The following is a 25762-nucleotide window of genomic DNA, read 5'->3' on the forward strand; positions in this document are numbered from 1 at the left end:
TTCCTCTTGCGGTGTGGGTCGATGGGTGGGCTCGGCTGACGGTTTGTCAGGCGCCGTCCTCGATCAGCAGGCCCCGGCGGATCTTCCCGCTGCCCGTCCGGGGCAGTTGGTCGACCCGGCGGATCACTGACGGCACCTTCACCGTCATGAGGAGTTCGCCCGCCCGGCGGCGCAGTGCCGCCGCGTCGAACCCGTCGGCGCCGGCCTCGACGAAGGCCCACACCTGGGTCTCGCCGGAGGGCCCCGGCCGTCCCACCACGGCGCAGTCGTTGACCCCGGGCAGGGCGCGCAGGACGGTCTCCACTTCGAGCGGGGAGACCTTGTTCCCGCCGATGTTGATGACGAGGTCGCTGCGGCCGGTGAGCCGCAGTCCGTCGTCGTCGAGCACCCCGAGGTCGCCGGTGGCGACCCAGCCCTTGGCGTCGGCGAGCGGCACCGGGTGCCCGTCCTCCATGCGTACGGGGGACAGGCCCGGGAAGCACGCCACCACCGGCCCGGGCTCGTCCCCGCCCGCCTTGAGCTTGACGCCGGGCAGCGGGTTTCCGACGCTGCCGCCGCCTCCGGCCGGGTGGAGGGTGAGCTGGCCGAGTTCGGAGTTGCCGTAGTGGTCGTACACGGGGATGCCCGCGTCGCGCCAGGCGGTGACCGCCTGGGCCGGGAGCGCCTCGCCCGCGCTGACGCACCGCTTCCACCAGCCCGCGTGCGGCACACCGCCGCGGCCCCACCAGTCCAGGATCAGCGGAACGGTCTGCAGGACGGTGGGCCGGTGGCGCTCGGCGAGGGCCGCCGCCCGCGCCGGGGTGAGCGGCCCGGACGGGACGATCTGGCAGGCCCCGGCCGACAGGACGGCCAGGGTGCCCGCCTCGATGGCGTAACTGTGGCCCAGCGGGCTGGTGGTGAGCACCACGTCGTCGGCGTCGATGCCGAGCCCGCGCGCGAAGGTGGCCGAGTTGTGCAGGGTGCCGGACCACTCGCGGGAGATCACCTTGGGGCGGCCGCCGGTGCCCGAGCTGGTCACCGCGAAGGCCGGGTCGCCACCGCCGGGCCGGGAAGACCGCAGCCGGGTCACCCCCATGGGGTCGATGCTCAGTTCGGTCCCGAAGTCGGCCAGCGCGGCCGAGCGTTCCGTCTCGCCCGCGCGCTCCTGGAGTACGAGCACGGCCGCGCCCAGCGAGGTCGCGGCGGCGAAGTCGACGACCGAGTCCAGCGACGACGTCAGGACGACGGCGGTACGGGTGCCCGGACCGACACCCGTCGACCGTAACTCCCTTACGCGTACCGTGACTTCGCGCTCCAGCTCCGTATAGGTGACCGAGCGCCGCTGGTCCACCAGGGCGGGGCGGTCGCCGCGTCCGGCGCGGCGGTGCCCCGCGAGGACGTCCACCAGTGTGTCGTCCACGGTCATCCCTCCTTGTGCGCGGTGCAGCGGTAGCCGTGCCGCCGCCCTGCCACCGCCACGGTCGTCGTGGCGGGCGCGCCGTCGTCGGTGAGCACGGCGGCCAGCTCGGCCAGGGGAGCGGTCGCGCGGATGTCGGCCGCCAGCTCCAACGGAGGCGGACACGTCTCGACGGGACCGAGCCGGGCAAGGACGCGGGCGCCCCGCTCACGGGCCCGCGCGGCCGTCTCCAGGACCAGGAAGGCGGCCCAGCCGGTCACCGGATCGCTGTCCCGGGCGCGGGCGGCGGCCGGGCTGAGCATCTCGTACGCGCCGCACAGCACCGGGCCGTCGCCCGCGAGCCGGAGCCGGCGCTGCGCGAGGGCGAGGGCCTGGAGGCCCGCGCCCGGTCCGAGCACGGTGGCGCAGTAGCCGCGCAGCCGGTGGCGCAGACAGATCAGCGACGTCACGCCGTGCGCGTTGAAGTACAGGAAGGACTCCGGTGCCAGCGACGAGCGGGCGCCCGCGTCCAGCCGGGCGCGCATGGTCTCGGCCACGTGCCCCGCCCCGTACACCGACCCGATGACGCAGGCGGTGTCGCCCGGGTCCGTGTCGCCCGCCCCGGCGAGTGCCTGTCCGGCCAACTCGGCGATGCGTTCTGGCAGTTCGCGCGTCCACTTGTTGACGTCCCGCCAGCCGTCGGCGCCCGCCGCGTGCGCCTGCCACAGCTCCGCCGTGTCGACCTCGCCCGAGGCCACGGCGGTGATCACGACCGAGTCGTCCATCAGGGCCTCCGGAAGATGAGTGCGGTGTTCATGCCGCCCAGACCGCAGGACACGCTGAGCGCGGTCCGCAGGCCCGGCAGCCGCCGGGGGCCGTCCTCCAGGACCAGGTCGAGGTCGGCGCAGATCGGGTCGACCGGCTCGGCTCCCCAGGTCGGGGTGACCGCGCCGTGCGTCAGCGACAGCACGCAGGCCATCGCCTCGACCGCGCCCGCGCCGCCCTGGAGGTGCCACAGGACGCCCTTGACGCTGTTGACCGGGATCGAGGACAGCCGGGTGCCGAACACCGCGCGCAGCGCCTCGATCTCGGCGGTGTCGCCGCGCCGGGTGCCGGGGCCGTGGGTGTTGACGAAGTCGATGTCCTCGGGGGCCAGGCCCGCGTCGGCCAGGGCGAGCCGTACCGCCAGCTCGATGCCGTCGGCCCCGGGCGCGGCGAGGTGGCCGGTGGCGTTGGTCAGGCCGCAGCCGGCCAGGACGGCCAGCGGCGTTACGGCGTCCGGCGCGGCCTCGTCGTACGGTTCGAGCCGGAGCACCGCCGCGCCCTCGGAGACACCGATGCCGCGTCGTTCGGTGCTGAAGGGCCGACAGCCCTCCGGGCCGAGCGTGCGCAGCGAGTTGAGGCCCAGGAAGGCCATGTCGGTGACGGCGTCGGCGCCGCCGACCACGGCCGTAGGCGCCTCGCCGAGGGCCACCAGGTCGCGGGCGACCGCGATGGCGGCGGCGCCCGAGGCGGAGGCGTTGGCGATGGTCAGGGCTTCGCCGCCGAGCCCCGTGCGCTCCGCGCAAGCTCCGGCCAGGTCGCCGGTGAAGTGTCCGGGCCGGGGCGGGACCACTCCGGGGTCGGTGGTGCCCAGGACGAGGGCCACCTGTTCACGGTCGACGTCGTCGAGGGCTTCCCGTACGGCGGTCTCCGCGAGGTCCAGGGCTCGCCAGACGCCGTCCCCGCCGGTGTGTCCCGGTACGTGGCCCGCCGCGCCGAGGGTGGCCCCGGCGGTGTCGAAGTCCGTGAGGGGAGGGTGGTGGGCCTTACCCGTGGTCAGCGCCTCCCACAGGGCGGGGACGCCCACCCCGCCCGGGCCGCACACCCCGAGGCCGGTGACGGCGACCGTGGCGCGTGTGGTGCTCATCGGCGCGCTCCCCGGGTCAGTGCGGTGGCGAGCGAGCTGATGCTCGCCGATTCCAGGACGGCGTCGTCCGGCAGCGTCACGCCCAGCTCCTGTTCCAACTGGCCGACCACCGAGATGAGTTGGACCGAGTCGACTCCGGCGGGCGCCAGCGGCTCGGTGTCGCTCAGCCAGGGCAGGCTCGGCTCCTCCTGCAACTGGTGGGCGAGTTTGGCCCGTACGCGGGCCCGCATCGCCTGCTGGGTGTCCACCGCGCTCACGCCACCTTCGCCACGGCGCGGAACGCCTCGTCGCAGGCCGCCAGGGTGTGGTCGAGGTCGGCGTCGGTGGTGGCGGCGCAGATGAACCAGTGGTGGGTCGGGTGCAGCAGCACGCCCCGGCGGGTGGTGTGGGTGAAGAACGTGTCCTGCATGAGGCGGGCGCGGCCCGGGTCGGGGTGGGAGAAGGTGAGGAACGGCATCTGCGGCACACCGCGCACCTCGGCCGGGACGCCGTGGCGGCCTATGAGCTCGGCCAGGCCGCTCTGGAGGCGGACGCCGAGGCGGCGCACCTTGTCCAGGACCGTCCCGTCGGCGAGTTGGTCCATGGTGGCCACGGCGGCGGCCATCGCCACGGTGTTGGAGTAGAACGTGGACGAGATGTGGGTCCGGCCGACCATCGCCATCACGTCGGCCCGGCCGGTCAGCGCCGACACCGCCCAGCCGTTCGCCATCGCCTTGCTGAAGGTGGCCAGGTCGGCCCGGACGCCGAACAGCTCCTGGGCGCCGCCGAGGGCCACCCGGAAGCCGGAGCGCATCTCGTCGAAGACCACCAGCGCCCCGTGCTCGTGCGCCAGGTCGACCGCGCCCTGGAGGAACCCGGGGTCGGGGCTGTCGAGTTCGAACGGCATCAGCAGCAGACAGGCGATCTGGCCGGGGTGCGCGCGGAAGACCTCCCGCAGGCTGTCCAGGTCGTTGTACCGGAAGGTGTCGACCTGGGTGCGCACGGTGTCGGGGATACCGCCGGGGCGCTGCGCGGCCCAGTCGTGCCACCCGTTGTAGCCCCAGCGCACCACGCGGTCGCGCTCGGTGTACGCGCGGGCGAGGCGGACGGCCGCGCTGGTGGCGTCCGACCCGGTCTTGAGCAGGAACACCCGCTCGGCGCCCGGGATGATCTGCACCAGCCGCTCGGCGAGCTCGATCTGGGTGCGCTTGCGGAGCGTGATCGAGAAGCCCTCCTCGATCTCCCGCAGAGCGGCTTCGGTCACCACCGGGTCCGCGTGTCCGAGGATGATCGTGCCGTACGCGAGGATGTAGTCGAGGTACTCGTTGCCGTCGGCGTCCCAGATGCGGGCGCCCCTGGCCCGCTCGCCGTAGACGGGGTAGGCGCCGTCCACCAGCCGGTCGCGCTCGATCACGTAGTCCTTCTCGGACAGCGTCGCGTCGACGAGGCGGCCGCGGGCGAGCAGCTTCATCGAGTTGTCGAGCCGGAGCCCTTCGGTCATGTCGGTCACTGCGTGGTCCCCTCTGTAGCGTGGTGTCCCCGGTGCACGGGACGACGGTTCGGACGACGGTTCACAGGACGACCGGGCCCGGTCGGGTGCCGCGCACGAGCTTGCCGGGCAGTGCGCCGGTGGCTTCGCCGTCGCGGAAGGTGATCTCACCGGCGACGATCGTCGCCGCGTAGCCGTCCGCCTTCTGGATTAGCCGGCCGCCGCCCGCCGGGAGGTCGTGGACGAACTCGGGGGAGCGCAGGGTCAGCCGGTCCAGGTCGATGACGTTGATGTCGGCCCGGTAGCCGGGGCGCAGCAGACCCCGGTCGCGCAGCCCGTACAGCCGGGCGGGCTCGGAGGTCTGCTTCTTGACGACGAACTCCAGCGGCAGCCGCTCGCCCCGGGCGCGGTCGCGCGCCCAGTGCGTGAGCATCGAGGTGGGCGTGCTGGCATCGCAGATGAGCCGGCAGTGCGCGCCCGCGTCGCTGAGCCCGAGGACCGCCTGGGGGTGCAGCAGCATCTCGCGGATCGGGTCCAGGGTGTACTCGGCGTAGCCGAGCAGCGGCCGGAAGATCATCCCGCTGGTGTCCTCGGAGGTGAGGAAGTCGTAGATGAGGGCTTCCGGGTTCGCGCCGGTGCGTCGTGCCAGCGCGTCGAAGGAGTGGTCGGCGGCGGGCTCGTAGTCGGGCGAGGTCGACTCCATCGGGAAGTGCCGCTCGTAGCCCTGCGGGAACAGCGCCGAGCGCGGGTCGGCGTTCTCCGGCCGCTCGGCGAGGATCCGCTCGCGCAGCGCGGGATCGCGCATCGCCACCCGCCGTTCGGGCGCGGGCAGATGGGCGATCTTCTTGTACGAGGGCCGTTTGTGGAAGGGGTGGGTGGAGTCCAGGCTGATGATGACGCTGAACGGGCGCCCGGCCACCTGCGGGTGCAGATCGGCGCCCTCGGCCACCGCGTCCTCGGCGATCTGGAGCAGTTCGCGCCAGCCGTCGGGGTCGTTGTCGTTCTGGAAGAGCCCGAAGGTGATGGGGCGGCGCACCGCCGCCGACAGCCGGCGCATCCACTTGATCTCGCCTAGCGGGTCGTCCACCTTCTCGCCGCCCGCGCCCAGCGGCACCAGCTGGAACACCCCGGTCCCCACCTCGCCGAGCACACCGCCGAGCGCGAACAGCTCGTCCTCGGCGGCGAAGGTGCCGGGCACCGGGGCGCCGGTGATGGCGAGGTGGGTGAGGGTGCGCGAGGTGGAGAAGCCGATGGCGCCCGCGTCCAGGCCCTCGCGGACCAGTTCGCACATCCGGCGCAGGTCGTCCTCGGTCGGCGGCTCGTTGTCGGCGCCCCGCTCGCCCATCACGTACGCGCGCAGGGCGCCGTGCGGGACCTGCGCCGCCACGTCCATCACCCGGGGCACGCGCTCCACCGCGTCGAGGTATTCGGGGAAGGTCTCCCACTCCCAGGTGATGCCCTCGGAGAGCGAGGCGCCGGGGATGTCCTCGACGCCCTCCATCAGTCCGATGAGCCACTCGTGGCGGTCGGGCCGGGCCGGGGCGAAACCCACCCCGCAGTTGCCCATGACCACCGAGGTGACGCCGTGCCAGCAGCTCGGGGTGAGCTGGGGGTCCCAGCTGACCTGCCCGTCGAAGTGGGTGTGGATGTCGACGAAGCCGGGGGTGACGAGGTGGCCCTCGGCGTCGATCTCGGTGCGGCCCCGGCCGGTGACCCGGCCGACCTTGGTGATCACACCGTGGTCCACGGCCACGTCCGCGACGCGGGCCGGTATGCCGGATCCATCGCACACGGAGCCGTTTCGGATGATCAGGTCATGCATGGTGATGCGGACTCCTCGGGTCGGGTGAGTGCCACAGGCCCGCCGGTGCGAAGAGCAGGTTCTGGTACTCGTAGTGCGTCTGCGGCCGGTGGGGCACGGGGGTTCCGCCGCGCAGCTCCCACGGCTCGTACTCCGCGGCGATCAGGGTGTCGACCAGCTCCCGGCTGGAGGGCGCGCCGGCCACGTCGAGGTCGCCCACCTCCAGGGAGATGACGGGCCGCTGTCCGGAGAGCAGGTCGCGCATGCCGCTCAGGACGTGCGCCTCCGCGCTCTCGGTGTCGATCTTGATGAAGTCGACCTCGATGCCCTCGCCGCGTACGAAGTCGTCGAGGCTGAGTGCCTGCACGGTGAAGGGCTCGGAGGGGATCCGGGCGCGGACCGCGTCGGGCAGCCGCGCCTCGAAGGCGGAGTTGTAGGCGCTGTAGCCGAGGCCGTGGTCGAAGAAGACCAGCTCCTCCTTCTTGGACCAGGCCGCCGCGGCCACCACCGACGCGTTGGGCAGCCGGGCGGCGTTCGCCCGCAGCACCGAGAGCGTCGAGGGGGTCGGCTCGAAGGCGATCACCCTGCCGTCGGGACCGACCAGGTCGCTCGCCCACATCGTGTAGTAGCCGATGTGGGCGCCGACGTCGAGCACGGTCGCGCCGGGCCGCAGATGGGAGAGGAGGAACGCGGTGAGGTCGTAGTCCACGAAGCCGTACCGGTGGAGGGAGATGGACACCTCCTCGGGGAGCGCGATGGACATCTCCCGGCCCCAGAACGTCTTCGCGGTCGACGGCGCGCCCTCGCCGCGGTGGCGTCGGGCGCGCAGGGCGCGGGTGGTCGGGAAGGTGGTCCGGACGGGGTGGCGCAGGCGCTGCGCGAGCCCGCCGATCCCCTCCTTGCGGGAGCGCCGGTCGAGGGCGGTGCGCCAGGCGGTGCGGTTCGGTGGGGTCACAGACGGCTCCGAGTCTGCTCGTGGTGGGCCCGGGAGTCCGCGAAGGGAAGGGCGTCCGACGGTTCACGGCCGCTCGCCCCGAGCCGGGCGAGCTCGGCGTCCACCATGATCTGGGCCAGCCGCTCCACCGAGGTGCGCGCGCTCCAGCCCAGTGCGGTACGGGCCTTGGAGGCGTCCCCGATCAGCGAGTCGACCTCGGTGGGGCGCAGATACGCCTCGTCGTAGCGGACGTGGCTCTGCCAGTCGAGGCCGACGTGGGAGAAGCAGTGCTCGGCGAACTCCCGCACGGTGGAGCCGACTCCGGTGGCCAGCACGTAGTCGTCCGGCTCGTCACGCTGCAGCATGCGCCACATGCCCTCGACGTACTCCGGCGCGTATCCCCAGTCGCGGACGGCGTCGATGTTGCCGAGGTAGAGGTGCTTCTCCAGCCCGTTCTTGATCCGCGCCGCCGCTCGGGCGATCTTGCGGGTCACGAACGTCTCGCCGCGCCGGGGCGACTCGTGGTTGAAGAGGATGCCATTGACCGCGAACAGCCCGTACGCCTCACGGTAGTTGCGCGTCATCCAGTAGCTGTACACCTTGGCCGCGCCGTACGGGCTGCGCGGGTGGAAGGCGGTGTGCTCGTTCTGCGGCGGCGGGGTCGCTCCGAACATCTCGGAGGAGGAGGCCTGGTAGTAGCGGATGTCCCGCGCGGACATGAGGATCGCTTCGAGGAGCCGGGTGGTGCCGATGCCGGTGATGTTGCCGGTGTTCTCCGGCTCGTCGAAGCTCACCCGCACATGGGACTGCGCGGCCAGGTGGTAGACCTCGTCCGGCCGGATGCGGGCCAGCAGGGTGACCAGCCGGCTCGCGTCGCTGACGTCGCCGTAGTGCAGGATCAGACGCCGTCCGGCGTCGTGCGGGTCGCGGTAGATGTGGTCGAGCCGACGGGTGTTGAAGGTCGAGCTGCGGCGGACTATGCCGTGCACCTCGTAGCCCTTGTCCAACAGGAGGTCGGCGAGATAGGAGCCGTCCTGGCCGGTGATTCCGGTGATCAGCGCGCGCTTCACGCCGATTCGCTCCGGAGCGGCGGCGTGCTTCCGGAAGTCATGTGTATCGACCGTCCCTTTCCAGAGGCTCCAGAGTGCGACGAGGTTCCAGAGGAACGAACCCGGGGTTGAACCGCTCGTGTACGTAGACGCGTCCCGCGCCGCCGCAGTCGATGATGTATTCCTTGCTCACGCACGCGGGCGAGGTGTCGTCGAGCGGCCAGATGTCCCGGGACACGGCGATCGGCTCGCGCTTGAGCGCCAGCCCCACCTTCTTCAGGTAGGGGCCCAGGAGTTCGTCGGGCGGGGGGACCAGGCGGTCGCTCTCGCGTCCGGCGATGACCACCCGGTTCACGCTGATGACTTCGTCGTCGGGGGTGAGGATCCTGGTCTGGCGGTCGACCACCAGGGCGTCGGGGGCGGCGCCGAGGATCTGGCACCCGATGCGCCGGACCCGGGCGGCGGGCACCTGCTGCTGGTGGTCGACCCGTACGCTCAGCCGCTCGCCGACCAGGGCGTCGAGCAGCAGGGTCGTCGATCCGTCCGCGCAGACGAGCATTCTCGTGTGCGGCGGAGCCGAAGAGAATTGATTCAGCCGTTCTTTCATATCACGACCGTTCCACGCCACAAGGCGGACCAGAAAACGTGAATCGCGCTGCCGATTTCTTCGATGATCATGTGCCGAAAGGCTAAGAGCCGGGGAAGCCGGGGGTCAAGTGGTGTTCGACTGCACAAGTTTGTGCAGTCGAACACCTGGAACTTCGATTCCTGGGACACCGTGAAGAGGCCGGGGGGCGGCCCTTTGCGTTACCGTTGCTCCAGTTCCGTCGCGAACTCTTCGAGATTGGCCATGCATACGCGCATGGCGCGCGCCGCGATCGCGGTGCAATGCTCGGGAACGCTGTTCACTATGACACTGTGGTTCTTGCTGACGGCCGCGGTCAGCCGCAGCCACTGCACCAGCATGCGGCCCGTGTCGGTGTGCCGCACGGACGGGTCGCGGGCCAGCAGTTCCAGGTGGCGCAGCTGCTCAGGTCCGGAATCCGGTCCGTCCACCGCGGAGAGCGCCGGCGGCTGCCGCGCCTGGGGGTCGGCGGAAGCCCGCTTCAGCGTCGCGCGCCGGCGTACGTCCTGGGCGGTCGAGGGGGAGATGTTCGCCGCTCGCGCGATCTCCCGCAAAGAGGCGTGGGGGTTTTCCTGAAGGTACTCTTCGGCAATCCTTCGGTTCTCCTTGGGGTTTACGGGTCGTGCGCGCCCGTCCACGCCGATGCGCGACGTGCCGGGCCTGGTGGGGGGAAGTTGCTGGCGAATTCTGGCGACGGTCTGCTGGGCGAGACCGGTGAACTTCGACAGCGCTCGGTCGGACATCGTCGGAAAGGCCTTGATGATCCTCTCCGCGGCGGCTCTTCGGTCCTCCCGGGTGAGGGGGAGACCGTGTTTCGTGTTCGACTGGACGGCGAACAGAAAAGCCTCGTTCTCGCTGCCGGTGAAATAGCGGGCCCGAATGCTGGTGTCGCCGCGCTCGGCCCGGGCCCGCAGACGGTGCATTCCGTCGATCACCCGCATGGACTGCTGGTGCACGACGATCGGCTGCGGCTCGTCGTCCAGCTCCGCGATCAGCCGGACGTGCTCCGTGCTCTCGCCGTTGAGACGAGGGGAATCGGCGGGCAGCAGCGATTCGATGGGCAGCCAGACGCAGTGCTCGCTGATGTACCGCTGGAGCGGAAGGAAGTGGTCGGCGCGGTCCTCGTTCGCTAAGTCAGGAACTGTCGACATGATCCCCCATGCGATGGTGACGATGGTGAAGGTGTCATTTCGGCCATGGTCGGCGCCGGTGGTCGCCTTCCGGCGTGGTGGGACCGGGTGCCCTCGCACCGGTGCATGCCACGCCCGCGAGGGCGACCCGTGGAGGCAGTGGAGACCACTGAGCTCCCCTTTCGCATCGGTGAGTACTGCATTCAACTTTCCCGAGGGCGTAGAGGAGTCGCAAGTTCCGATTCGGACAGTCCTGATCATCAGGGCAACCGGATTATTTTCGGCCGGGGGTACGGACCAAATGCAGCGGAGTGGTCCGGGCTGTTCGAAACGGGGAACTGGACAGCGGGCACGGGGAGTTAACCTTCTGCGGGACGTGCCGGACGCACCCGGTGCATGCCGGACGCACTCGGTGGCGGAGCACGGCCTCCGTTCGACTCGAAGGGACGAGCCATGCCCCAAGCCCCCATCCGGACCGCGGTCGGCATAGTCGGCGCGGGCCCGGCCGGGCTGATGCTCTCGCACCTGCTCGCCCGCGCGGGGATCGACTCGGTGGTGGTCGACCACCGCACCCGCGCCGAGATCGAGGGCACCAGCCGCGCGGGCATCCTGGAGGCCGACAACGTCCGCCTGCTGACCGACTCCGGGGTGTCGGAGCGGGTGCGCCGCGACGGCCATCCGCACGACGGGATCGCGCTGCGCTTCGGCGGCGAGAGCCACCGCGTGGACTTCCGGGCGCTGGTCGGGGAGAGCGTGTGGCTCTATCCGCAGACCGATGTGTTCACCGACCTCGCCGACGCCCGCGCGCGCGACGTGGGAGACGTACGCTTCGGCGTCTCGGATACCCAAGTGGTCGACCTGACCGCCGAGTCGCCCGGCATCCTGTTCACCGACGCCGACGGTGTGGCCAGGGAGATACGCTGCGACATCCTGGTCGGCGCCGACGGTTCGCGCGGGGTGTGCCGCTCCACCGTGCCCGAGGCGGCGCGCACCCACTTCTTCCGCGAGTACCCGTACGCCTGGTTCGGCGTCCTCGTCGAGGCCCCTCCCAGCGCCCCCGAGCTCGTCTACACCCACTCCGAGCGCGGTTTCGCCCTCATCAGCCAGCGTACGGAGTCCGTCCAGCGCATGTACTTCCAGTGCGACCCGGACGAGGACCCGGCGGCCTGGCCGGACGACCGGATCTGGGACGAACTGCAGGCACGGGTGCGCGGCGCCGACGGTTTCACCCTCAAGGAGGGCCCGGTCACCGACCGCTCGGTGCTGCGCTTCCGCAGCTTCGTGTGCGAGCCGATGCGCTACGGCAACATGCTGCTCGCCGGCGACGCCGCCCACACCGTCCCGCCCACCGGCGCCAAGGGCCTCAACCTGGCCCTGGCGGATGTGCGGTTGCTCGCCGAGGGTCTGGAGAGAGCCCTGGTGAAGGGCGACCGCACCGCCCTCGACGAGTACGGCCCCCGCGCCCTGCGCCGCGTCTGGCGCGCCCAGCACTTCTCGTACTGGATAACGGCCATGCTCCACCGCGCCCCCGGCACCACCGACTTCGACGTCCGCCGCCAGCTCGGCGAACTGGCGGCGGTGGTGGACTCCATGGCGGGCTCGACGTATCTCGCGGAGGCGTATACCGGGTGGAGCGAGAGACGGGCGGGCCGCGGGCGCGGCGTGCAGGATGCGTGGCAATAACAAGAACCCAGCGGCGCACGGCTGTTCGGGGAATTAGCATCCAGCTCGACGAGCACGGCCGCGACCGGACGACGACCTCAGGTGCGTACCGGACGGGCCGGTGACTTCACCGGGGGGACTGGATGCTGTTCGAGCTGATAGGCCGGGAGTGGGCCGGTGACACCGCCCCCTGGCGCGGTGTGCTGGACCGGGAGCAGGCGCGGTGGATCGACGCCGCACTCGCCGCGTCCCCCGAGGAGCTCGCCGCGCTGACGCGCGACGCCGGGCCGGACGGCCTCTCCGTCTACCTTCCGGCGCTCCTTGAGCGGGGCCGGGCGGCCGTACGGGCCGGGCAGCGGGACACCGAGCCGATCGGCCGGGCGCTGATCGCGCTCGACTTCCACGCCGGGGAGGGCCGGGCGGCGGGCCACTTCCTCGTCGGCTTTGCGCTCCGGCTCCAGGCGGCGGACGCCGAGCGGCACTTCCAGCTCGCCCGGATCGGCTACCGGGACGCCGGGGCACCCCTGCGCGAGGGCCTCGCGGCGGTGGCGGCCGAGGCGGGCAAGCTGGACCTCCTGTTCGGCGCCGAGCCCACGACCGGCCTCACCCTGGCCTTCGGCGCCCTCGCCGCCGCCGACCCGGGCTGCGCGGACCGGCTCACGAACTCGCTCGACCACTTCTTCGCGATGCTCCGCACCGTCCACGCCCTGATCGACGACCCGTCGCTGCCCGAGGCGGCGTTGCCGGAGGCCGTGACGGACGAGGACGTCGACATGCTGAGCGCCGCGCTGGCGGCGACCGTACAGCGCCGACCCGCCACGGCGGCCGCGCTCGCCCGCTCCATCGACCAACTGCGCCGGCGCGACGGCAAGCCGTCCCACGCCACCGACGGCCTCGTCACCGTCCTGGAGGAGGCCCGCGACTGGGACGCCGCCGTGACCGTACTCCACGACCTGCGCGTCCACGGCGACCGGCGCCCGGAGACCGTCAGGGCGCTGGCGCGGGCGCTGACCGAGGTCGGCCGCTGGGACGAGGCCAAGGCGCTGCTCCTTGAGCACATCGGCGATCCGCCGGGGCAGGCGGACGTCGAGACGCTGACGCACCTGGTCCTGCTGGGCACCAGGGAAGGGGACCCCACCTGCGGGCAGTGGGCCGCGCGGCTGCGCGCGCTCAACCCCGCGCACCCCCTGGAGGCCATGGCGCCGCCCTCCATGATGCGCAAGGAGCAGGCCCCGAGACCGCAGCTGCTGGCCCACCACGAGAACGGCTCCCTGACCCTCGACCCGCGCCTTGCCGAGCTCGGGCAGCACGAGATGCAGGCCCACATCATGGCGGCCGTCATCATCGCTCAGGGCGACGAGTCGGGCCCGCTCCGCGCCGACGTCGCGGCGAAGGACCCGAAGCTGTACGAGCGGATCCTGGAGCTCCTGCCCGCGCCCGAGCCGCGGTTGACGCCCGCAGAGGAGCGCTGCGCCCACGCCGAGGACCTGTTCCGCCAGCGCCGCTACCGCGAGGCGATCACCGCCTACCGGGCGGCGATCGAGCTCAACCCCGACTTCACGCTCGCGCACCTGGGCCTCGGGGACGCCTACTACATGCTGGGCGAGTACCACATGGCGGCAGCGCAGTTCACCGAGTCGATCGCCATCGAGCCGACCCCGCAGGCGTACCGGTTCCTGGGCGACGCGATCCAGCGCGGCGGCCGCGACCTGGCCCTCGCCCGGCAGTGCTACGAGCAGGCCCTCGCCCTGGACCCGGAATACGGCGGGGCGCGCCTCGCGCTCGAACAGGTGCGGGCCGCCCAGGCGGAGCGCCGACGCCCATGAGCGGTGAGGAGAAGGCGTTCCGGTCGCTGTGGGGGCCGCCGGTCTCGGCCTGGCGGCCGACGGACTACCGGGCGGACGGAAGTGATGCCCGCCCGCCGGGTGCCGCGGGCTCGCTGGGCGACGCGCTGCTCGCCAAGTGCCGTGAGAACCCGGACTACGACGGTTTCTTCGACCGCGTCGACGACGAGGCGGCTCTCTCCGCCTGGCTGGCCCGGCCGAACCCGCCCCGGCTGGAACTGCTGATCTGGGCCACCAACGCGGTGGCGTACACGTATCGGGTGAAGGACCGGAACGTCGAGCAGGCGCACTATTGGTCGGCGGTTGAGATGAGGCTGGCCCAAGCCTTCCCCGCCGACTACACACCGGCCGACAGCGTCATGGGATACGGCAGGGACAAACGCATCGCCATGGCGCTCATGGGCATGGCCGACAACGAGGAGCTCCAGGGAGCCATCGCCCACGCGCACGATCTGCTGCTGGAGGCGGAGCGGTACTTCGACGCCGAGGACGAGGTGCGCGAGCGGCACTCGATCACCGAACGGCCCATGGTGGAACGGCTGTTGTCCGTCACCGGCGACCGCCGTGACCTGTACGGCCGCCTCGCCGCGACCGCCCGGCAGCTCGGCGACGAGAGCGCCGCGCAGCGGTACTGGTCGCTCAGCCACAAGGGCGGTGCGATCGAGCGGGAACACGGTGTGCCGATCGCCGGGGAGGAGATCAACGCGCTGATCCTGCGCGGCAGATACCACCTGTGGCGCAAAGAGCCGGACCGGGCCCTTTCGTACTTCCAGCGGGCCGTGGACATCGCGAACACGGAAACCCTGGCACCGGGCGTGGCCGAGAACGCCAGCCACGCCTACCATGCGATGGCGGACGCACACCACTCCCTCGGGAACGCGCGCAACGCACTCGCCCTCCTGGACAGGGCGGCCCAGTTGATCGAGGGCAAGGTCAGCGCGATCCGCCTCACCGGTATCCATATGAGCAGGGCGCGCGTATTCCGCGACCGTCCCGATCTGGGCGACGCGTTGGAGTATTACCTGCGCTCGCTGGAGTACTGCAGCGCGCCGACCGCACCGGATGACGCGGATACCTGGGAGACGGCGGACGGCAGGCTGCTGCGCATCGCGGCGGCCGACCAGGCGTGGCCGATCCTGCGTGAAGTGGCCGACTACCTGGAGCAGAGCCACCAGCTCAGAGCGGCGGAACGGTTCCTGCGGCTGGCGACCGCCGTGGCCGAGCAGGTCCGCCACGGCGCCTTCGACGAGAAGTCGCGCATGGCCGTGCAGAACGACCGCGCGGACGTCTATGTTTCGCTGGCCCGCACACAAGTGCAACTCGCGAGGGAGTCCGGGGAAGAACGTCCGGCCTTCTTCGACGAAGCATGGCGCACAGTGGAGACCCTCCGCGCGAGAAGCTTCCTCGACGTGCTGGGTGAAGCCGAACTGACCGTGCCGCGCGAGGTGCCCGCGCAACTGGCCCGAACCGAGGCGGCGCTGCTGAGCAGACGACGCGTTTTGCGCGCCCTTCCCGCCAGGGATTCCGCATTCTGGCCACAATTCCAGTCCCTCGAAAAGGAATTGGGGGAAACCTGGAACGCGATGGAATCCGCCACCCCGGCCGCGCAGGAATACGTGGCCGTCCGTCAAGCCCGCCCGACATCCCACTCGGCGGTGGCCGCGATGCTCGCCGGGCAGGAGGCGGGCTCGTCGACCGGCCGCGCCGTCGTGGTGAACCTGCTCTTCCTCGACGACGACCGGCTCGCCTTCCTTGCCGTGGGCGGCGCCGATGAGCATGTCCGCGTCGCCGTGGCGCGCGTCGACCGCAAGCGCCTCAGCCGGTTCGTCGCCGCCAACTTCGGCTCGGCGGCGCGGGTGTACGAGCTCGCCGTGGACCTGGAGGACCTCTTCCACCACGAGCTGGCGGGCGTGGTCGCCCCGCTCGCGGACCTCTGCGACCCCGGGGACACTGTGGTCGTCTGCCCCACCGGACCGCTGCACCACGTGCCGCTCGGCGCGGTGCGCCACGGGCCGGACGTGTTCCTCGCCCGCAACTCCGTGGTCGTCACCCCCAGCGCCTCGCTGCTGCACTCCCGCCGCCTCGCCGCCCGTGAACGCGCCAGGAACGCGCACGCCGTGTTCGGCGACCCGACCGGCGACCTCCCCAACGCACGCCTGGAAGCGGAGGAGTTGGCGGCGCTCTGGGAGGTGCCCCCGCGCATCGGCCCGGCGGCCACCGGGGACGCCGTGTTGGCGGCGCTCGGCTCAGTGGGCACCGTGCACGTGGCCGCGCACGCCAGGTTCTCCGCTCCGGACCCGCTGGCGTCGGGCCTGGTCATGGCCGACCGGGTGCTCAGCGCACGCGAGATCCTGCGCGCCCAGGCACCCGCCCTGGACCTGGTCACCCTCTCGGCCTGCGAGACCGGCGTCTCCCACGCCGACGCCTCCGAGGACCCCATGGGCCTGACCCGGGCGCTGCTCTTCGCGGGCGCCGGATCCGTACTGGTCAGCCTGTGGACCGTACCGGACAGCTCGACACGGCGGCTGATGGCGGGGTTCTACGCCGAACTGGGGCGTGGCACCGGCAAGGCCGAGGCCCTGCGCCGAGCGGCACTGGCGGCCCGCGCCGACGACGCCAGGTTCGACCACTGGGCCGGGTTCGTCCTGATGGGGGCGTGGGCGTGAGCGCGCTGCCGGAGGAGCCGACGGCGTACGACACCGAACATGGCGGACCGAACAACGATCCGCACGGGAAAGGAACGCGGTACATGGACGACGACCGTTTCGTGGTGGTGGCCGAAGGCGCGCTCGAAGTGGACGAGCAGGAGGCCGACCGGGCCGGGTTCCTCACCGCCGAGGAGCGGGAGCTGACCCTGCGGGGCCACGGCAACAGGGTCGGGATCGCGGTACGGGAGCCCGAGCGGGTGGTGTCCTCGGATGCCGGGCCGGGCCGGGTCGCCTACGACGTCGGGCTGATGCTCATCGTGCACGCCCACCCGGAGTGCCGGTTCGTCTGGTCGCGTCTCGTCGTGGACCTGACGGCGACGCCGGGCGCGGTCATCGAGGACATGGCGCCGAGCGAGGTCGAGGAGACGCCGGTCGAGGTGGAGACGACGGTCGGGGCGGGGCTGACGTTCTCCACGGCGGTCGTCCCGGTCGACGTGGAGTTGCGCCCCGAGCTGACCCGCAGACGTACGGTCCACTTCCCGACACTCACCGCGTCCGGGACGGGCTTCCACAAGGCGTACTGGGACTTCCAGGCCACGGACGACAGCTATCTGCACACCAACCGCGAGCTGCGGCTGCTGATCAGCGCCCCGGCGGGAGCGCCCGTGACGGCGTCCTTCCAGGTCCGGGCCCGGCTGCGGCTGCGCGGCGCCAGGAACCTCGTCGCGTTCCGGGCGAAGAAGGGGAGCCTGGACACCAGGATCACGCTGGTCCCGGCCCGTGAGGGGGAGGGGGCGGGGGCCGAGTAGGCGTTCGCCGGTGGACCCGTGGGACCGGACCGCTCGCCCCGCCAGGTTGACGGAAAGTCCCCTTTGGTCCGGCGCGGGGTCTCCGTAGATTCGATAGGCGTTTCTGTCCGCAGCACCGCAGCAGGTTCTTCATCCTTCGCGTCGGCCGCGAGGGGGCAAGGGGACCAAGCCGGGATGAGTGACCGCGAGATCGTTCTGATGACGGATCACAGCTCGACGGAGGGCAGCCGCGCCGCTCTTGCCGCTGCCGTCGAGTTTCTGACGGGACGGCCGCCGGTGCTGGTCGACGCGCGGCACTTCCTGACCGGCGGGGACGGCCGGACGCACATCAAGGACTCCGTGGTCCGCCTGGAGGTCCCCGAGGAGGACATCGCGGTCACCCCCTCGGCCGTGCTCATCTACGAGATCCAGCCGCCGGAGCGCCGCCGCTTCGAGCCGTTCCAGCGGCTGCTGCGACGGTACGGGACGGTCTCGCTGGGGACGGACGCCGACGCGTGGCGGGCGGCCACCGACAAGAACATGACGATGGCGCGCTTCGCGCTCCACGGCATCCCGCACATGGAGACCGTCACCCTGACGCGGCCGAGCGTGGACGCGGCCGCCACCGCGTTCGACCGGCTCGGCCGCGACGTCTGGGCCCGGCCCGCCCTAGGGACCTGCGGCAACGACGTCCTGCACATCACCACGTTCGAGCAGCTCTTCCAGGCCCTCGCCCGCTACGCCGACTCCGAGCAGGACTGGCTGATCTCGCGGGACGCCGGGAACTTCAACGCCGCCGGGCAGCGCCACCAGTTCCGCGTGTCGGTGCTCGACGGGCGTGCCGTGCAGGCCTGCGAACACGTTCAGCTGCGCTCCGACGCGCCCTGCAACGAGGCCCAGGGCGCGGCCTGCACCCCCATGCCGGTCGACGACCTGCCGCTGGACCTGTGCGAGCTGGCGGTCGCCGCCACGAAGTCCGTGGGGCTGCGCTTCGGCGGCGTCGACCTCGCCGCCGAGAACGGCGGTGTGGTGTTCGAGGTCAACGTCCACCCGATGCTCGGCGCGGCCCACCCGGCGGAGTCGGTGGCGGTCCCGTATGTGGAGGCGCACCTGGCCATGCTGTGACCGGGCGGCGCGGTGCCGCGGCCCGGCAGCAGACCCCTCCGTACGACCCCTTCCGCGCGCCCCTTCCGTACGACATCGACAGTGCCGCACGGGCCCTTCGGGGCCGCCACCCCATCCGACCTGTGGAGGATCACTCATGGCAGCAACCGGCCCCGCTGTACCGGACGTCGACGCGATCTACTTCGGCGGCGACATCGTCACCGTCGACGCCGCCAGGCCGACCGCCGAGGCGGTGGCGGTCAGGGACGGCCGGATCGCGGCCGTCGGCCGGCTGGCGGAGGTGCTGGCGCTGGCGGGCCCCGGCACGGAGATGGTGGACCTCGGCGGGCGGACCCTGCTGCCCGGATTCGTCGACGCGCACAGCCATGTGTCGCTGATCGGGTTCCAGGCGGGCGCGGCCAACCTGCTGCCGCCGCCCGACGGCCCGGTCGACGACATCGCCGCGCTGCGGCGGGAGTTGGAGGCGTGGACGGCGAGCGAGAGCGGCGACCGGTGGGAGTGGATCGTCGGCTTCGGCTACGACGACGCCCAGCTCGCGGGCCGGGAGCACCCCACCCGCGACGACCTGGACGAAGTGTCGAGGGACCGGCCCGTGCTGGTCATCCACCAGTCCAGCCACCTGGGCGCCGTCAACAGCAAGGCCCTCGAACTCCTCGGTTTCGACGCGGAATCGCAGGACCCGAAGGGCGGAGTCATCCGTCGGCGGCCCGACAGCACCGAGCCCAACGGTGTCCTGGAGGAAGCCGCGTTCTTCCAAGCCTGGGGCCTCTCGTCGAAGGACTTCGACGACGAGGAGCGGATCCGGCTGGTCCTGCTCGGGCAGCGGGCGATGGCCGCCTATGGCTTCACCACCGCGCAGGACGGGCGGGTGATGTCCCTCAAGGATCTGGAGATCCTGGAGTCGGCCGCCGCGCAGGGGTTGTTGGACATCGATGTGGTGGCCTACCCGGACGTCTCGTTGGCCGAGCATCTGAAGGATGCGGAGGTGTCGGTGCCCGAGTACCGGGGGCGGTTGCGCATCGGCGGGGTGAAGGTCGGCCTCGACGGTTCGCCGCAGGGGCGGACGGCCTGGCTGACCCGGCCGTATCTGACCCCGCCCGGGGACGACCCCCGCTACCGGGGCTATCCGGCGATGACGGACGACGCGGTGGTGGAGGCGGTCGGCGGCGCGTACGCCAAGGGCTGGCAGGTGCTCGCGCACGTCAACGGCGATGCCGCGATCGACCAGTTCGTCATGGCGCTGCGGCAGGCCACCACCCGCCACCGGCCCGCCGACCCGCGCCCGGTGGCGGTCCACGCCCAGACCGCCCGGGAGGACCAGCTCGACGCGATGAAGGAGCTGGGCGTCATCCCGTCGTTCTTCTCCATGCACACGTTCTACTGGGGCGACTGGTACCGCGAGACCGTCCTGGGTGAGGAGCGGGCGGCGCGCATCTCGCCCGCCGCCTCGGCCCTCAAACGCGGCATGGTCTACACCTCGCACCACGACGGCCCGGTGGCGCTGCCCAGCTCCCTGGCGATCCTGTCGAGCCAGGTCACCCGCACCACCCGCAGCGGACACGTGCTGGGCGAGGACCAGCGGGTGGCACCGCTCGACGCGGTCAGGGCGACCACGCTGCACGCCGCCCACCAGTACTTCGAGGAGGCCACGAAGGGCTCGATCGCGGTGGGCAAGCTGGCCGACCTCGTGGTGCTGAGCGCCAACCCGCTCAGGGTGCGTCCCGAGCAGATCAAGGACATCCGGGTGCTCCGGACCCTCAAGGAGGGCAGGACGGTTTACGTGCGCCAGCCCTGAACAACCCAACCGATCACGCTAGTTGGTGATCGTGACGCAGGGGAGGCCCACGCTGGGGTCGCGCGGAAGCCCTCCGCGCAGAGCCGGGTGCCGCGTGCCCCGAAGGGGCGCGGGGAACTGCGCGACCAGCCACAGACGGCCCGCAGCCGAATACCCGCCCTTCCAGCGAAGCGCTCAGGTGCCGGGCACGAAGTGGTTGTGCACCTGGGAGATCTTCGGCTCGGGGCCCTGGGGCATACCGGCCTCGGTCGCGAGCGGCGTCACGATCTCCATGAACTTCCGCATGTGCTGCTCGGACTCCCACAGGTCGGTGATCTGCACACCTCCGCCCGCCGGGACGCAGACGTGCGACAGACAGCCCTCGAAGGTGTTGCCGGGCAGCGCCTGGAGTTTGGCGTTGAGGGCGTCGTACTGGTCCGTCGTCACACCGGGCAGCTCGATCTGCATCAAGATCGCCATCGGGTTCTCCTCTGCGGAACGGGTCTCCTGCCTCCCCACCGCCACGGTGGCGGTCCGTACCCAGGGCCAGCAGAGCACGCCCGTCTCCGCCCGGCATCCCGCCCGGCGCCGTACGAGTGCCTGTCCTGGGGGGATAGCGGTGCGTGACCGTTCCGGATGCGTGGTGCGGGCGGCGCTGGTTCCCTGGTGGCGTCCGCTCCCCCCACAGATCTCAGGAGTGATCATGAGCATTGCAGACGAGTCCGGCGGCCGTTCCCGGCAGATGCGCCAGAAGGCGCAGCAGCTGGAGCAGGCCGCGGAGCGCGCCAGCGACCCGGCAGAGCGTGAGCGGCTGAAGGAGAAGGCGCGTCGGCTGCAGGAGGAGAGCAAGAAGACGGACCAGATGGGCAGCGGCGGCATCGACCCGATGTGACGCTCCCCGCGCGGTAACAGGCCGACCGGTGGTCACCCGCTTCCACGAAGGAGCGTGGTGTCACCGGTCGGTCTCTGCTGTGGCGGGAAGGGGAGGCGTGGCCTGCGCGCCGCTGTCGGCGTGGTTGTCGAAGGAGAGCTGTGCGCCCAGCACCGCGGCCTGGCCCACCGCGATGGTGAGCCCCAGGCCCAGGGCGGGCCTGCCCTGCTGCTCGGTGAGCCGGGCCGCGTAGAGCAGGCGTTCGCGCTGGACGTCGCACTCGCGGTTGGTGAGCAGGACCGGGACCTGGCTCGCGGTGACCACCGCCGCGAGGGTGGCGGTCACGGTGATCGTGACGCCTATCTTGAGTCGCAGTCCCATGTTCGCCGGCCTTGTCCCCCGTGGAGCGGTAGTTCGCGTCCGAGCCTACGCAACGCGGTCCGGCGGCCTCATGGAGGGCCTGCCCCGTCGGTGGTGAACGCCCGGCGCGCGGCGCGGCGCCAGCGGTTGGCGGGAAGGGCGGGGCGCAGCACGGCGAGGGCGCCGCAGTACTTGGTGAAGACGGCGGGCCGTACGCGGTGGGCGTGCAGGAGGCGGTCGGCCTCGGTGAGGTGTTCGGCCGACTTGGTCTCGACGAGCACCAGACCGCTGTCGCAGCGCACGGTCTCCCCGGTGCGCAGATCGACGCAGACCAGCCCGGCGTCGCAGGTGATCCGCTGCCCGTCCGCCACGAACGTCGAGCGGAGGTAGTCGGTGCTGAGCGAGGGGTGCAGTACCGGCGGAGGAGCGATCTCGTACGCGTGGTGCAGGGTGTCCGCGAGGAACGCCCGAGGGCCTTCGTCCAGCGGGGTGTCCGTGCCCGTCAGGGGGCTGCGGTGCTTGACGGTGTCGCCCCGGCCGCCCTTGAGCTTGATCTCGAACTGCCGCTCGCCGCTGTCCGCGTAGAGCCGTTCGCGGATCTTGAAACGGAGGCGGCGGCCCTGGCGGTGGTCGTGGAAGGACCGGAGCCCGGGGGTGTCGTAGTAGACGGAGTGGTAGCGGAAGGCCCGGCGGTCGTCGATGGTCAGAGCCCGGAACGGCACGCCGTGGTGGGTCGGCCGGGTGAGCTGGCCGATCACGCGCAGGAACGTCGCCGTGGGCACCAGATAGCTGCGGTCGAAGCGGGCGAGCAGCGCGGACCGCTCGTTGAGCTCGGCGAGGGAGATGGGGTCGGCCCGGTGGGCCGCCTCGCTGATGGCGTGCGAGGCCACCGACGTGGGCGCTGTTGTCGTGGTGCTCATGCCGCGTCCAGTACGGGCTCGGCGCGGCGCACGGTCTCGGCGCCGGAGGCCCGCCGACGGGCCGCGCCCGCGCCGGGTTCGCGGTAGCGGACGTCGAGGACCATGAGGTCGCGTACGAAGTCGACCTCCATGACCGACCAGTGCAGCGGCTCGCCCAGCCGCAGCGCGAGGTCCGCGCGGAGCGCGGCGGGGTCGCTGTGCACGGCGTCGAGGGTGATGACCGCGCGGCGCACCCCCGAGAGCAGCCTCGGGTGGTCCGCGGTGTAGACGACCAGCAGGAGCACGGCGCTGAGCGCGGCGGCGAATCCGAACGCCAGGTGCGGCAGCCCGCAGATGAGGCCCAGGACGAGGGTGGTGAAGTAGTACGCCACTTCCTCGTGCTGTACGGCGTCGGAGCGCAGCCGGATGATCGACAGGACGCCGAAGAGCCCGAACCCGATCGCCGTGCCACCGCTGCCGCCGACTTCCGCGAGGGCCGCGACGATGGTGAACAGGGCCACGTTCAGGGACAGATACGCGGGCACCAGGTCGCGCCGACGGTGTCTCGGGTAGTAGATCGCGAAGGTCAGCAGACCTATCGCCGTGAGGTCGAGACCGAGGTGCGCGGTGAGGTGACGCAACGATTCCATGGCTCCGCTCCCTGTGAGTACGCGGTGAGACACCCAGACTTTAGGAGTACGGAGGGTGAACATTCGGCGACTTGTCGTTGAACAGAACGGATCTTTGACGGGATCGGGAGGTATTTGTCCGATACCGCGCGACGGGTGTCGCGTTCGGCGCTCTTGCCGGACGGAGGTCAGCGCTGGTCGGGGCGACCTGAGGCGACGGCGGCGGTCGGTCTGCCGATGGGCGCGCGGTACTTCTCGGTGAGGGAGGGGCTGTGCAGCAGGTCGCCGGGGGTGACGAAGTTCGGCTCGGCCTCGGTGGTGCGGATCGCCGTCAGGGCCTGATGAGGTGTCAGGCGTTCGGCGTGGTCCGCGTCGGTAGCCTGGTGCAGCGCGGTGCCGAACGCCGTCATGGACGCCAACAACTCCTCGTCGCTCGGGTCGGCCAGGGCGCCCACGCCGGGCAGGCGCTGGGCCGCCGGGAGGCCGTTCGCCTTGCCGACGGCCGCGTGGTAGGCGGAGAGCACGGGTGCGAGCGCCGCCTCGACGCCGGCGTGGTCGTACGCCCCCAGTGCGGCAGGGGCCGTCAGCGGGACGCGGGGGAGCGCCGGGTGGGCTTCGGCCCAGTCCAGGAGCGTCCGCCCCTCGGCCCGGGCAGCGGGCTCGCCCTGCAGGCGCAGCGCGTACGGGGGTGTGGGCCGCGCCTCCGCGTGGCAGCGGTAGACGAACTCGGAGCAGATCATGGGCTGTTGGCCGCGCTCGGCCATCGTGTTCAGGACCCCGGCGGCCTGGTCGAGGACCGCACGCACCATGCGCTTTCCGCCCAGCGGCAGCGGGATGCGGCGGGTGACGGCCAGCACGGCGAGCAGCACGATCTGCTGATGGGCGTAGGCGTGGCGGGAGCCGAGATAGCGGTGGGCCCCCTCGATGACCGGGGCCATGTCCGCCGGGCGGGTCAGCGTACGCCCGACGACGAGGTCGTGCTCGTCGAGGGCCTGGGCGTAGGTGATGGTGCGCAGGCCCTCGCCGACGCACTCGGCGACGGTGTCAGGCCCGACGGCGATCAGGGCGTGGCTGATGTCGGAGCCGTCCAGGAGGCAGATGGCGCGGGAGAGGTGTCCCGTGCCGCGCGTCAGCAGCACGTCACCGGTCTTGAGCTGGGAGGGGAGGGGCATGGAGGCGTTCCCGTCTGTCGGGGTGTGCCGCTTGCGGCACGGGTTCGCTGCCGCCATGCCCATCGCCGCCGGGAAACCGACACGTGGTTCGGAGGATCACTCGCCGGGGTGATGAAGTATCGGTCCTGCGACGCAAGTGGATCCCGATCGGCGGCCGGTGGGGCCGCGGCTACCGCGTACGCGCCATGGCCACGAGCCCTTCGACCACCCGCACCAAGTCCTCGGCGCCGCCCGCGGTCTTGAGGTCGGTCCGGTACTTCCCGTTGACGAGGAAGGTGGGGACACCCTGGACACCGGCCCGCCGCGCCTGCGCCTTGGCGGCGGCCAACTGGCCCTGCACACCGAAGGAGTTGAGGACTTCCAGATACCGCGCGCGGTCGACGCCGAGCCGGGCCAGGAAGTCCGCCTGCTCCTCGGCCCCGGTCAGCCGCTTCCCGTCGTGCTGGACCGCCTCGTACACCGCCCGCATCGTCCCGGTGTCGGCGTGCGCCAGGGCCTCAAGCGCGAAGTGCATCCGCGCGTGGGCGTCCCACGGCCCGCCGAAGGGAGCCGGGACGCGGACGAACGTCACCCCCGTCTGCCTGCCCGCCCAGCGGCGCACGGTCGGCTCGATGGCGTACGAGTGCGGGTCCCCGTACCAGAAGAACTCCCACACCTCGACCGTGCCGGCCGTCGTCCTCGGGGCGGGCGGTGAGAGCTCCACGTACCGCCCGCCCGTCGCGATCTCTTCTGCCATACGTTGTTCTTCCTCACCTGTGAGCGGCCGCCCCGGTGCGCCGCGGCAGACGCCGTGGCGGTTTTTTCGCCGGGGCGGTCCGCTTGCGTTGGAGTGCGCTCCAGCCTCTAGTTTCGGTCATATGAACAGCGCACAGAACTCCGGAACCGCTTCCCACGCCACTCCCGCCGCCACGACCGCCGACGAGCGCTTCGAGCGCGGCCTCGCACTGCTGCGCGAGATCGGCGGCCAGGAGCGGCCCGCCGTGCTCGACAGCACCGCGGACATCGCCCCCGACCTCGGCCGGATGACGGTCTCCTTCGGTTACGGGGAGCTCCTGGCCAACGACCGGCTCACCCTCAAGCAGCGCCAGGTCGCCACCGTCGCCGCGCTGGCCGCGATGGGCACGGCCGCCGCCCAGCTGCGCTTCCACATCGACGGGGCGCTCAACGTGGGCGTGACCCCGGCGGACGTCGTGGAGGTGCTCATCCACACCGCCGGATACGCCGGTTTCCCCGCGGCGCTCAACGGCATCGCGGTGGCGCGCGAGGCGTTCCGCGACCGGCCCGGACTCGCCTACGAGCCGACCGAGACGGGCGAGCGCGACCAGCGGTACGAGCGCGGCCTCGCCAAGCTCGCCGAAGTGGACGGGCACGCGGGCGACGCCGTCGTCGCCTCCCTCCAGGACATCGCCCCCGACCTGGGGCGCTACATCATCGAGTTCGCGTTCGGGGACGTCTACTCCCGCCCCGGCCTCGACCTCAAGTCCCGCGAGCTGGCCACCGTCGCCATGTGCACGGCCCTCGGCACCGCCGCCCCGCAGCTGCGCGTGCACATCCACGGACTGCTCAACGTCGGCGGTACCCGCGAGGAGGTCGTCGAGGTGATCACGCAGATGGCCGGATACGCCGGTTTCCCCGCCGCCCTCAACGGGATCGCGGCGGCGCGCGAGGTGTTCGCGGAGCGGACGGAGGACTGAGCGTC

24 protein-coding genes are annotated in these 25762 nt (G+C 71.7%); 8 read left to right on the top strand and 16 right to left on the bottom strand.

Features of this window, described 5'->3' with window-relative positions:
• Positions 1 to 46: 46 nt before the first annotated feature.
• The 10 genes from IE252_RS02665 to IE252_RS02710 all read right to left on the bottom strand — a co-directional run bounded on the left by IE252_RS02665 (position 47) and on the right by IE252_RS02710 (position 10411).
• On the bottom strand, positions 47 to 1405 hold the full coding sequence (locus IE252_RS02665; protein ID WP_190087570.1) for a class I adenylate-forming enzyme family protein: 1359 nt from the start codon (positions 1403 to 1405) through the stop codon (positions 47 to 49).
• Positions 1402 to 2160: a beta-ketoacyl-[acyl-carrier-protein] synthase family protein gene (locus IE252_RS02670; RefSeq protein ID WP_229847880.1), complete on the bottom strand. Its 759-nt coding sequence runs from the start codon at positions 2158 to 2160 to the stop codon at positions 1402 to 1404. Before IE252_RS02670 ends, IE252_RS02665 begins: the two co-directional genes overlap by 4 nt.
• Positions 2160 to 3284 carry a beta-ketoacyl synthase N-terminal-like domain-containing protein gene (locus tag IE252_RS02675; protein ID WP_190087571.1) on the bottom strand — a complete coding sequence of 375 codons (1125 nt, stop codon included), beginning with the start codon at positions 3282 to 3284 and terminating at the stop codon, positions 2160 to 2162. The genes IE252_RS02670 and IE252_RS02675 overlap by 1 nt, the downstream gene beginning before the upstream one ends.
• The gene (locus IE252_RS02680; RefSeq protein ID WP_229847881.1) at positions 3281 to 3541 is read right to left on the bottom strand and encodes an acyl carrier protein; all 261 of its coding nucleotides are present in this window, start codon (positions 3539 to 3541) and stop codon (positions 3281 to 3283) included. Before IE252_RS02680 ends, IE252_RS02675 begins: the two co-directional genes overlap by 4 nt.
• Entirely contained in the window at positions 3538 to 4764 is a 1227-nt protein-coding gene (locus tag IE252_RS02685; RefSeq protein ID WP_229847884.1) for an aspartate aminotransferase family protein, read from the bottom strand. Before IE252_RS02685 ends, IE252_RS02680 begins: the two co-directional genes overlap by 4 nt.
• Positions 4765 to 4834: 70 nt before the next feature.
• The gene (locus IE252_RS02690; protein ID WP_190087573.1) at positions 4835 to 6574 is read right to left on the bottom strand and encodes an N-acyl-D-amino-acid deacylase family protein; all 1740 of its coding nucleotides are present in this window, start codon (positions 6572 to 6574) and stop codon (positions 4835 to 4837) included.
• On the bottom strand, positions 6567 to 7508 hold the full coding sequence (locus IE252_RS02695; RefSeq protein WP_229847886.1) for an FkbM family methyltransferase: 942 nt from the start codon (positions 7506 to 7508) through the stop codon (positions 6567 to 6569). The genes IE252_RS02690 and IE252_RS02695 overlap by 8 nt, the downstream gene beginning before the upstream one ends.
• Positions 7505 to 8557: a GDP-mannose 4,6-dehydratase gene (gmd, locus tag IE252_RS02700; protein WP_190087574.1), complete on the bottom strand. Its 1053-nt coding sequence runs from the start codon at positions 8555 to 8557 to the stop codon at positions 7505 to 7507. Before gmd ends, IE252_RS02695 begins: the two co-directional genes overlap by 4 nt.
• A 37-nt stretch (positions 8558 to 8594) precedes the next feature.
• Positions 8595 to 9143 carry a hypothetical protein gene (locus IE252_RS02705; RefSeq protein ID WP_190087575.1) on the bottom strand — a complete coding sequence of 183 codons (549 nt, stop codon included), beginning with the start codon at positions 9141 to 9143 and terminating at the stop codon, positions 8595 to 8597.
• A 200-nt stretch (positions 9144 to 9343) separates the two neighbouring features.
• Positions 9344 to 10411: a ParB and winged helix-turn-helix domain-containing protein gene (locus IE252_RS02710; protein WP_190087576.1), complete on the bottom strand. Its 1068-nt coding sequence runs from the start codon at positions 10409 to 10411 to the stop codon at positions 9344 to 9346.
• A 333-nt stretch (positions 10412 to 10744) separates the two neighbouring features.
• Between IE252_RS02710 and IE252_RS02715 the strand changes: the two genes are divergently transcribed.
• From IE252_RS02715 to IE252_RS02740, 6 genes are all read left to right on the top strand, one after another.
• The gene (locus IE252_RS02715; protein WP_190087577.1) at positions 10745 to 11974 is read left to right on the top strand and encodes a 4-hydroxybenzoate 3-monooxygenase; all 1230 of its coding nucleotides are present in this window, start codon (positions 10745 to 10747) and stop codon (positions 11972 to 11974) included.
• A 122-nt stretch (positions 11975 to 12096) separates the two neighbouring features.
• The gene (locus IE252_RS02720) at positions 12097 to 13779 is read left to right on the top strand and encodes a tetratricopeptide repeat protein (RefSeq protein WP_190087578.1); all 1683 of its coding nucleotides are present in this window, start codon (positions 12097 to 12099) and stop codon (positions 13777 to 13779) included.
• The gene (locus IE252_RS02725) at positions 13776 to 16463 is read left to right on the top strand and encodes a CHAT domain-containing protein (RefSeq protein WP_190087579.1); all 2688 of its coding nucleotides are present in this window, start codon (positions 13776 to 13778) and stop codon (positions 16461 to 16463) included. Before IE252_RS02720 ends, IE252_RS02725 begins: the two co-directional genes overlap by 4 nt.
• A gap of 83 nt (positions 16464 to 16546) precedes the next feature.
• Positions 16547 to 17254 (top strand): hypothetical protein, encoded by a 708-nt coding sequence (locus IE252_RS02730; protein ID WP_190087580.1) that lies wholly within the window; start codon positions 16547 to 16549, stop codon positions 17252 to 17254.
• Positions 17255 to 17428: 174 nt separating this feature from the next.
• Positions 17429 to 18358, top strand: coding sequence for an ATP-grasp domain-containing protein (locus IE252_RS02735; RefSeq protein ID WP_190087581.1), 930 nt, complete (start codon positions 17429 to 17431; stop codon positions 18356 to 18358).
• 136 nt (positions 18359 to 18494) lie between these two features.
• Positions 18495 to 20153, top strand: a complete 1659-nt coding sequence (locus IE252_RS02740) for an amidohydrolase (RefSeq protein WP_229847887.1) — start codon at positions 18495 to 18497, stop codon at positions 20151 to 20153.
• 174 nt (positions 20154 to 20327) lie between these two features.
• Here IE252_RS02740 and IE252_RS02745 read toward each other — a convergent pair whose 3' ends face one another.
• Positions 20328 to 20612, bottom strand: coding sequence for a hypothetical protein (locus tag IE252_RS02745; protein WP_190087582.1), 285 nt, complete (start codon positions 20610 to 20612; stop codon positions 20328 to 20330).
• 223 nt (positions 20613 to 20835) lie between these two features.
• On the opposite strand from IE252_RS02745, the gene IE252_RS02750 reads away from it, so the two are divergent.
• Complete coding sequence (locus IE252_RS02750; protein WP_190087583.1) at positions 20836 to 21024, top strand: DUF6381 family protein; 189 nt, start codon at positions 20836 to 20838, stop codon at positions 21022 to 21024.
• A 60-nt stretch (positions 21025 to 21084) separates the two neighbouring features.
• Here IE252_RS02750 and IE252_RS02755 read toward each other — a convergent pair whose 3' ends face one another.
• From IE252_RS02755 to IE252_RS02775, 5 genes are all read right to left on the bottom strand, one after another.
• Positions 21085 to 21384, bottom strand: a complete 300-nt coding sequence (locus IE252_RS02755) for a hypothetical protein (protein ID WP_190087869.1) — start codon at positions 21382 to 21384, stop codon at positions 21085 to 21087.
• 68 nt (positions 21385 to 21452) lie between these two features.
• Positions 21453 to 22283 carry a polyphosphate polymerase domain-containing protein gene (locus tag IE252_RS02760; protein ID WP_190087584.1) on the bottom strand — a complete coding sequence of 277 codons (831 nt, stop codon included), beginning with the start codon at positions 22281 to 22283 and terminating at the stop codon, positions 21453 to 21455.
• Positions 22280 to 22912, bottom strand: a complete 633-nt coding sequence (locus IE252_RS02765) for a DUF4956 domain-containing protein (RefSeq protein WP_190087585.1) — start codon at positions 22910 to 22912, stop codon at positions 22280 to 22282. Before IE252_RS02765 ends, IE252_RS02760 begins: the two co-directional genes overlap by 4 nt.
• A 167-nt stretch (positions 22913 to 23079) precedes the next feature.
• A complete protein-coding gene (locus IE252_RS02770) occupies positions 23080 to 24063 on the bottom strand; it encodes a C40 family peptidase (protein ID WP_190087586.1) in 984 nt (327 codons plus the stop codon).
• A 169-nt stretch (positions 24064 to 24232) separates the two neighbouring features.
• Positions 24233 to 24799, bottom strand: coding sequence for a thiol:disulfide interchange protein DsbA/DsbL (locus tag IE252_RS02775; protein WP_190087587.1), 567 nt, complete (start codon positions 24797 to 24799; stop codon positions 24233 to 24235).
• A gap of 121 nt (positions 24800 to 24920) precedes the next feature.
• Here IE252_RS02775 and IE252_RS02780 point away from each other — a divergent pair, with 121 nt between their 5' ends.
• The gene (locus tag IE252_RS02780) at positions 24921 to 25757 is read left to right on the top strand and encodes a carboxymuconolactone decarboxylase family protein (protein WP_190087588.1); all 837 of its coding nucleotides are present in this window, start codon (positions 24921 to 24923) and stop codon (positions 25755 to 25757) included.
• Positions 25758 to 25762: the final 5 nt, after the last annotated feature.

Source organism: Streptomyces melanogenes, assembly GCF_014649795.1.
Classification (GTDB): Bacteria; Actinomycetota; Actinomycetes; order Streptomycetales; family Streptomycetaceae; genus Streptomyces; species Streptomyces noboritoensis.

Excerpts from the sequence above, each read along its gene's own strand:
- IE252_RS02665 (WP_190087570.1), bottom strand. The coding sequence starts at position 1,405 with ATGACCGTGGACGACACACTGGTGGACGTCCTCGCGGGGCACCGCCGC.
- IE252_RS02670 (WP_229847880.1), bottom strand. The coding sequence starts at position 2,160 with ATGGACGACTCGGTCGTGATCACCGCCGTGGCCTCGGGCGAGGTCGAC.
- IE252_RS02675 (WP_190087571.1), bottom strand. The coding sequence starts at position 3,284 with ATGAGCACCACACGCGCCACGGTCGCCGTCACCGGCCTCGGGGTGTGC.
- IE252_RS02685 (WP_229847884.1), bottom strand. The coding sequence starts at position 4,764 with ATGACCGAAGGGCTCCGGCTCGACAACTCGATGAAGCTGCTCGCCCGC.
- IE252_RS02690 (WP_190087573.1), bottom strand. The coding sequence starts at position 6,574 with ATGCATGACCTGATCATCCGAAACGGCTCCGTGTGCGATGGATCCGGC.
- IE252_RS02705 (WP_190087575.1), bottom strand. The coding sequence starts at position 9,143 with ATGAAAGAACGGCTGAATCAATTCTCTTCGGCTCCGCCGCACACGAGA.
- IE252_RS02715 (WP_190087577.1), top strand. The coding sequence starts at position 10,745 with ATGCCCCAAGCCCCCATCCGGACCGCGGTCGGCATAGTCGGCGCGGGC.
- IE252_RS02720 (WP_190087578.1), top strand. The coding sequence starts at position 12,097 with ATGCTGTTCGAGCTGATAGGCCGGGAGTGGGCCGGTGACACCGCCCCC.
- IE252_RS02725 (WP_190087579.1), top strand. The coding sequence starts at position 13,776 with ATGAGCGGTGAGGAGAAGGCGTTCCGGTCGCTGTGGGGGCCGCCGGTC.
- IE252_RS02730 (WP_190087580.1), top strand. The coding sequence starts at position 16,547 with ATGGACGACGACCGTTTCGTGGTGGTGGCCGAAGGCGCGCTCGAAGTG.
- IE252_RS02735 (WP_190087581.1), top strand. The coding sequence starts at position 17,429 with ATGAGTGACCGCGAGATCGTTCTGATGACGGATCACAGCTCGACGGAG.
- IE252_RS02740 (WP_229847887.1), top strand. The coding sequence starts at position 18,495 with ATGGCAGCAACCGGCCCCGCTGTACCGGACGTCGACGCGATCTACTTC.
- IE252_RS02745 (WP_190087582.1), bottom strand. The coding sequence starts at position 20,612 with ATGGCGATCTTGATGCAGATCGAGCTGCCCGGTGTGACGACGGACCAG.
- IE252_RS02750 (WP_190087583.1), top strand. The coding sequence starts at position 20,836 with ATGAGCATTGCAGACGAGTCCGGCGGCCGTTCCCGGCAGATGCGCCAG.
- IE252_RS02755 (WP_190087869.1), bottom strand. The coding sequence starts at position 21,384 with ATGGGACTGCGACTCAAGATAGGCGTCACGATCACCGTGACCGCCACC.
- IE252_RS02760 (WP_190087584.1), bottom strand. The coding sequence starts at position 22,283 with ATGAGCACCACGACAACAGCGCCCACGTCGGTGGCCTCGCACGCCATC.
- IE252_RS02765 (WP_190087585.1), bottom strand. The coding sequence starts at position 22,912 with ATGGAATCGTTGCGTCACCTCACCGCGCACCTCGGTCTCGACCTCACG.
- IE252_RS02770 (WP_190087586.1), bottom strand. The coding sequence starts at position 24,063 with ATGCCCCTCCCCTCCCAGCTCAAGACCGGTGACGTGCTGCTGACGCGC.
- IE252_RS02775 (WP_190087587.1), bottom strand. The coding sequence starts at position 24,799 with ATGGCAGAAGAGATCGCGACGGGCGGGCGGTACGTGGAGCTCTCACCG.
- IE252_RS02780 (WP_190087588.1), top strand. The coding sequence starts at position 24,921 with ATGAACAGCGCACAGAACTCCGGAACCGCTTCCCACGCCACTCCCGCC.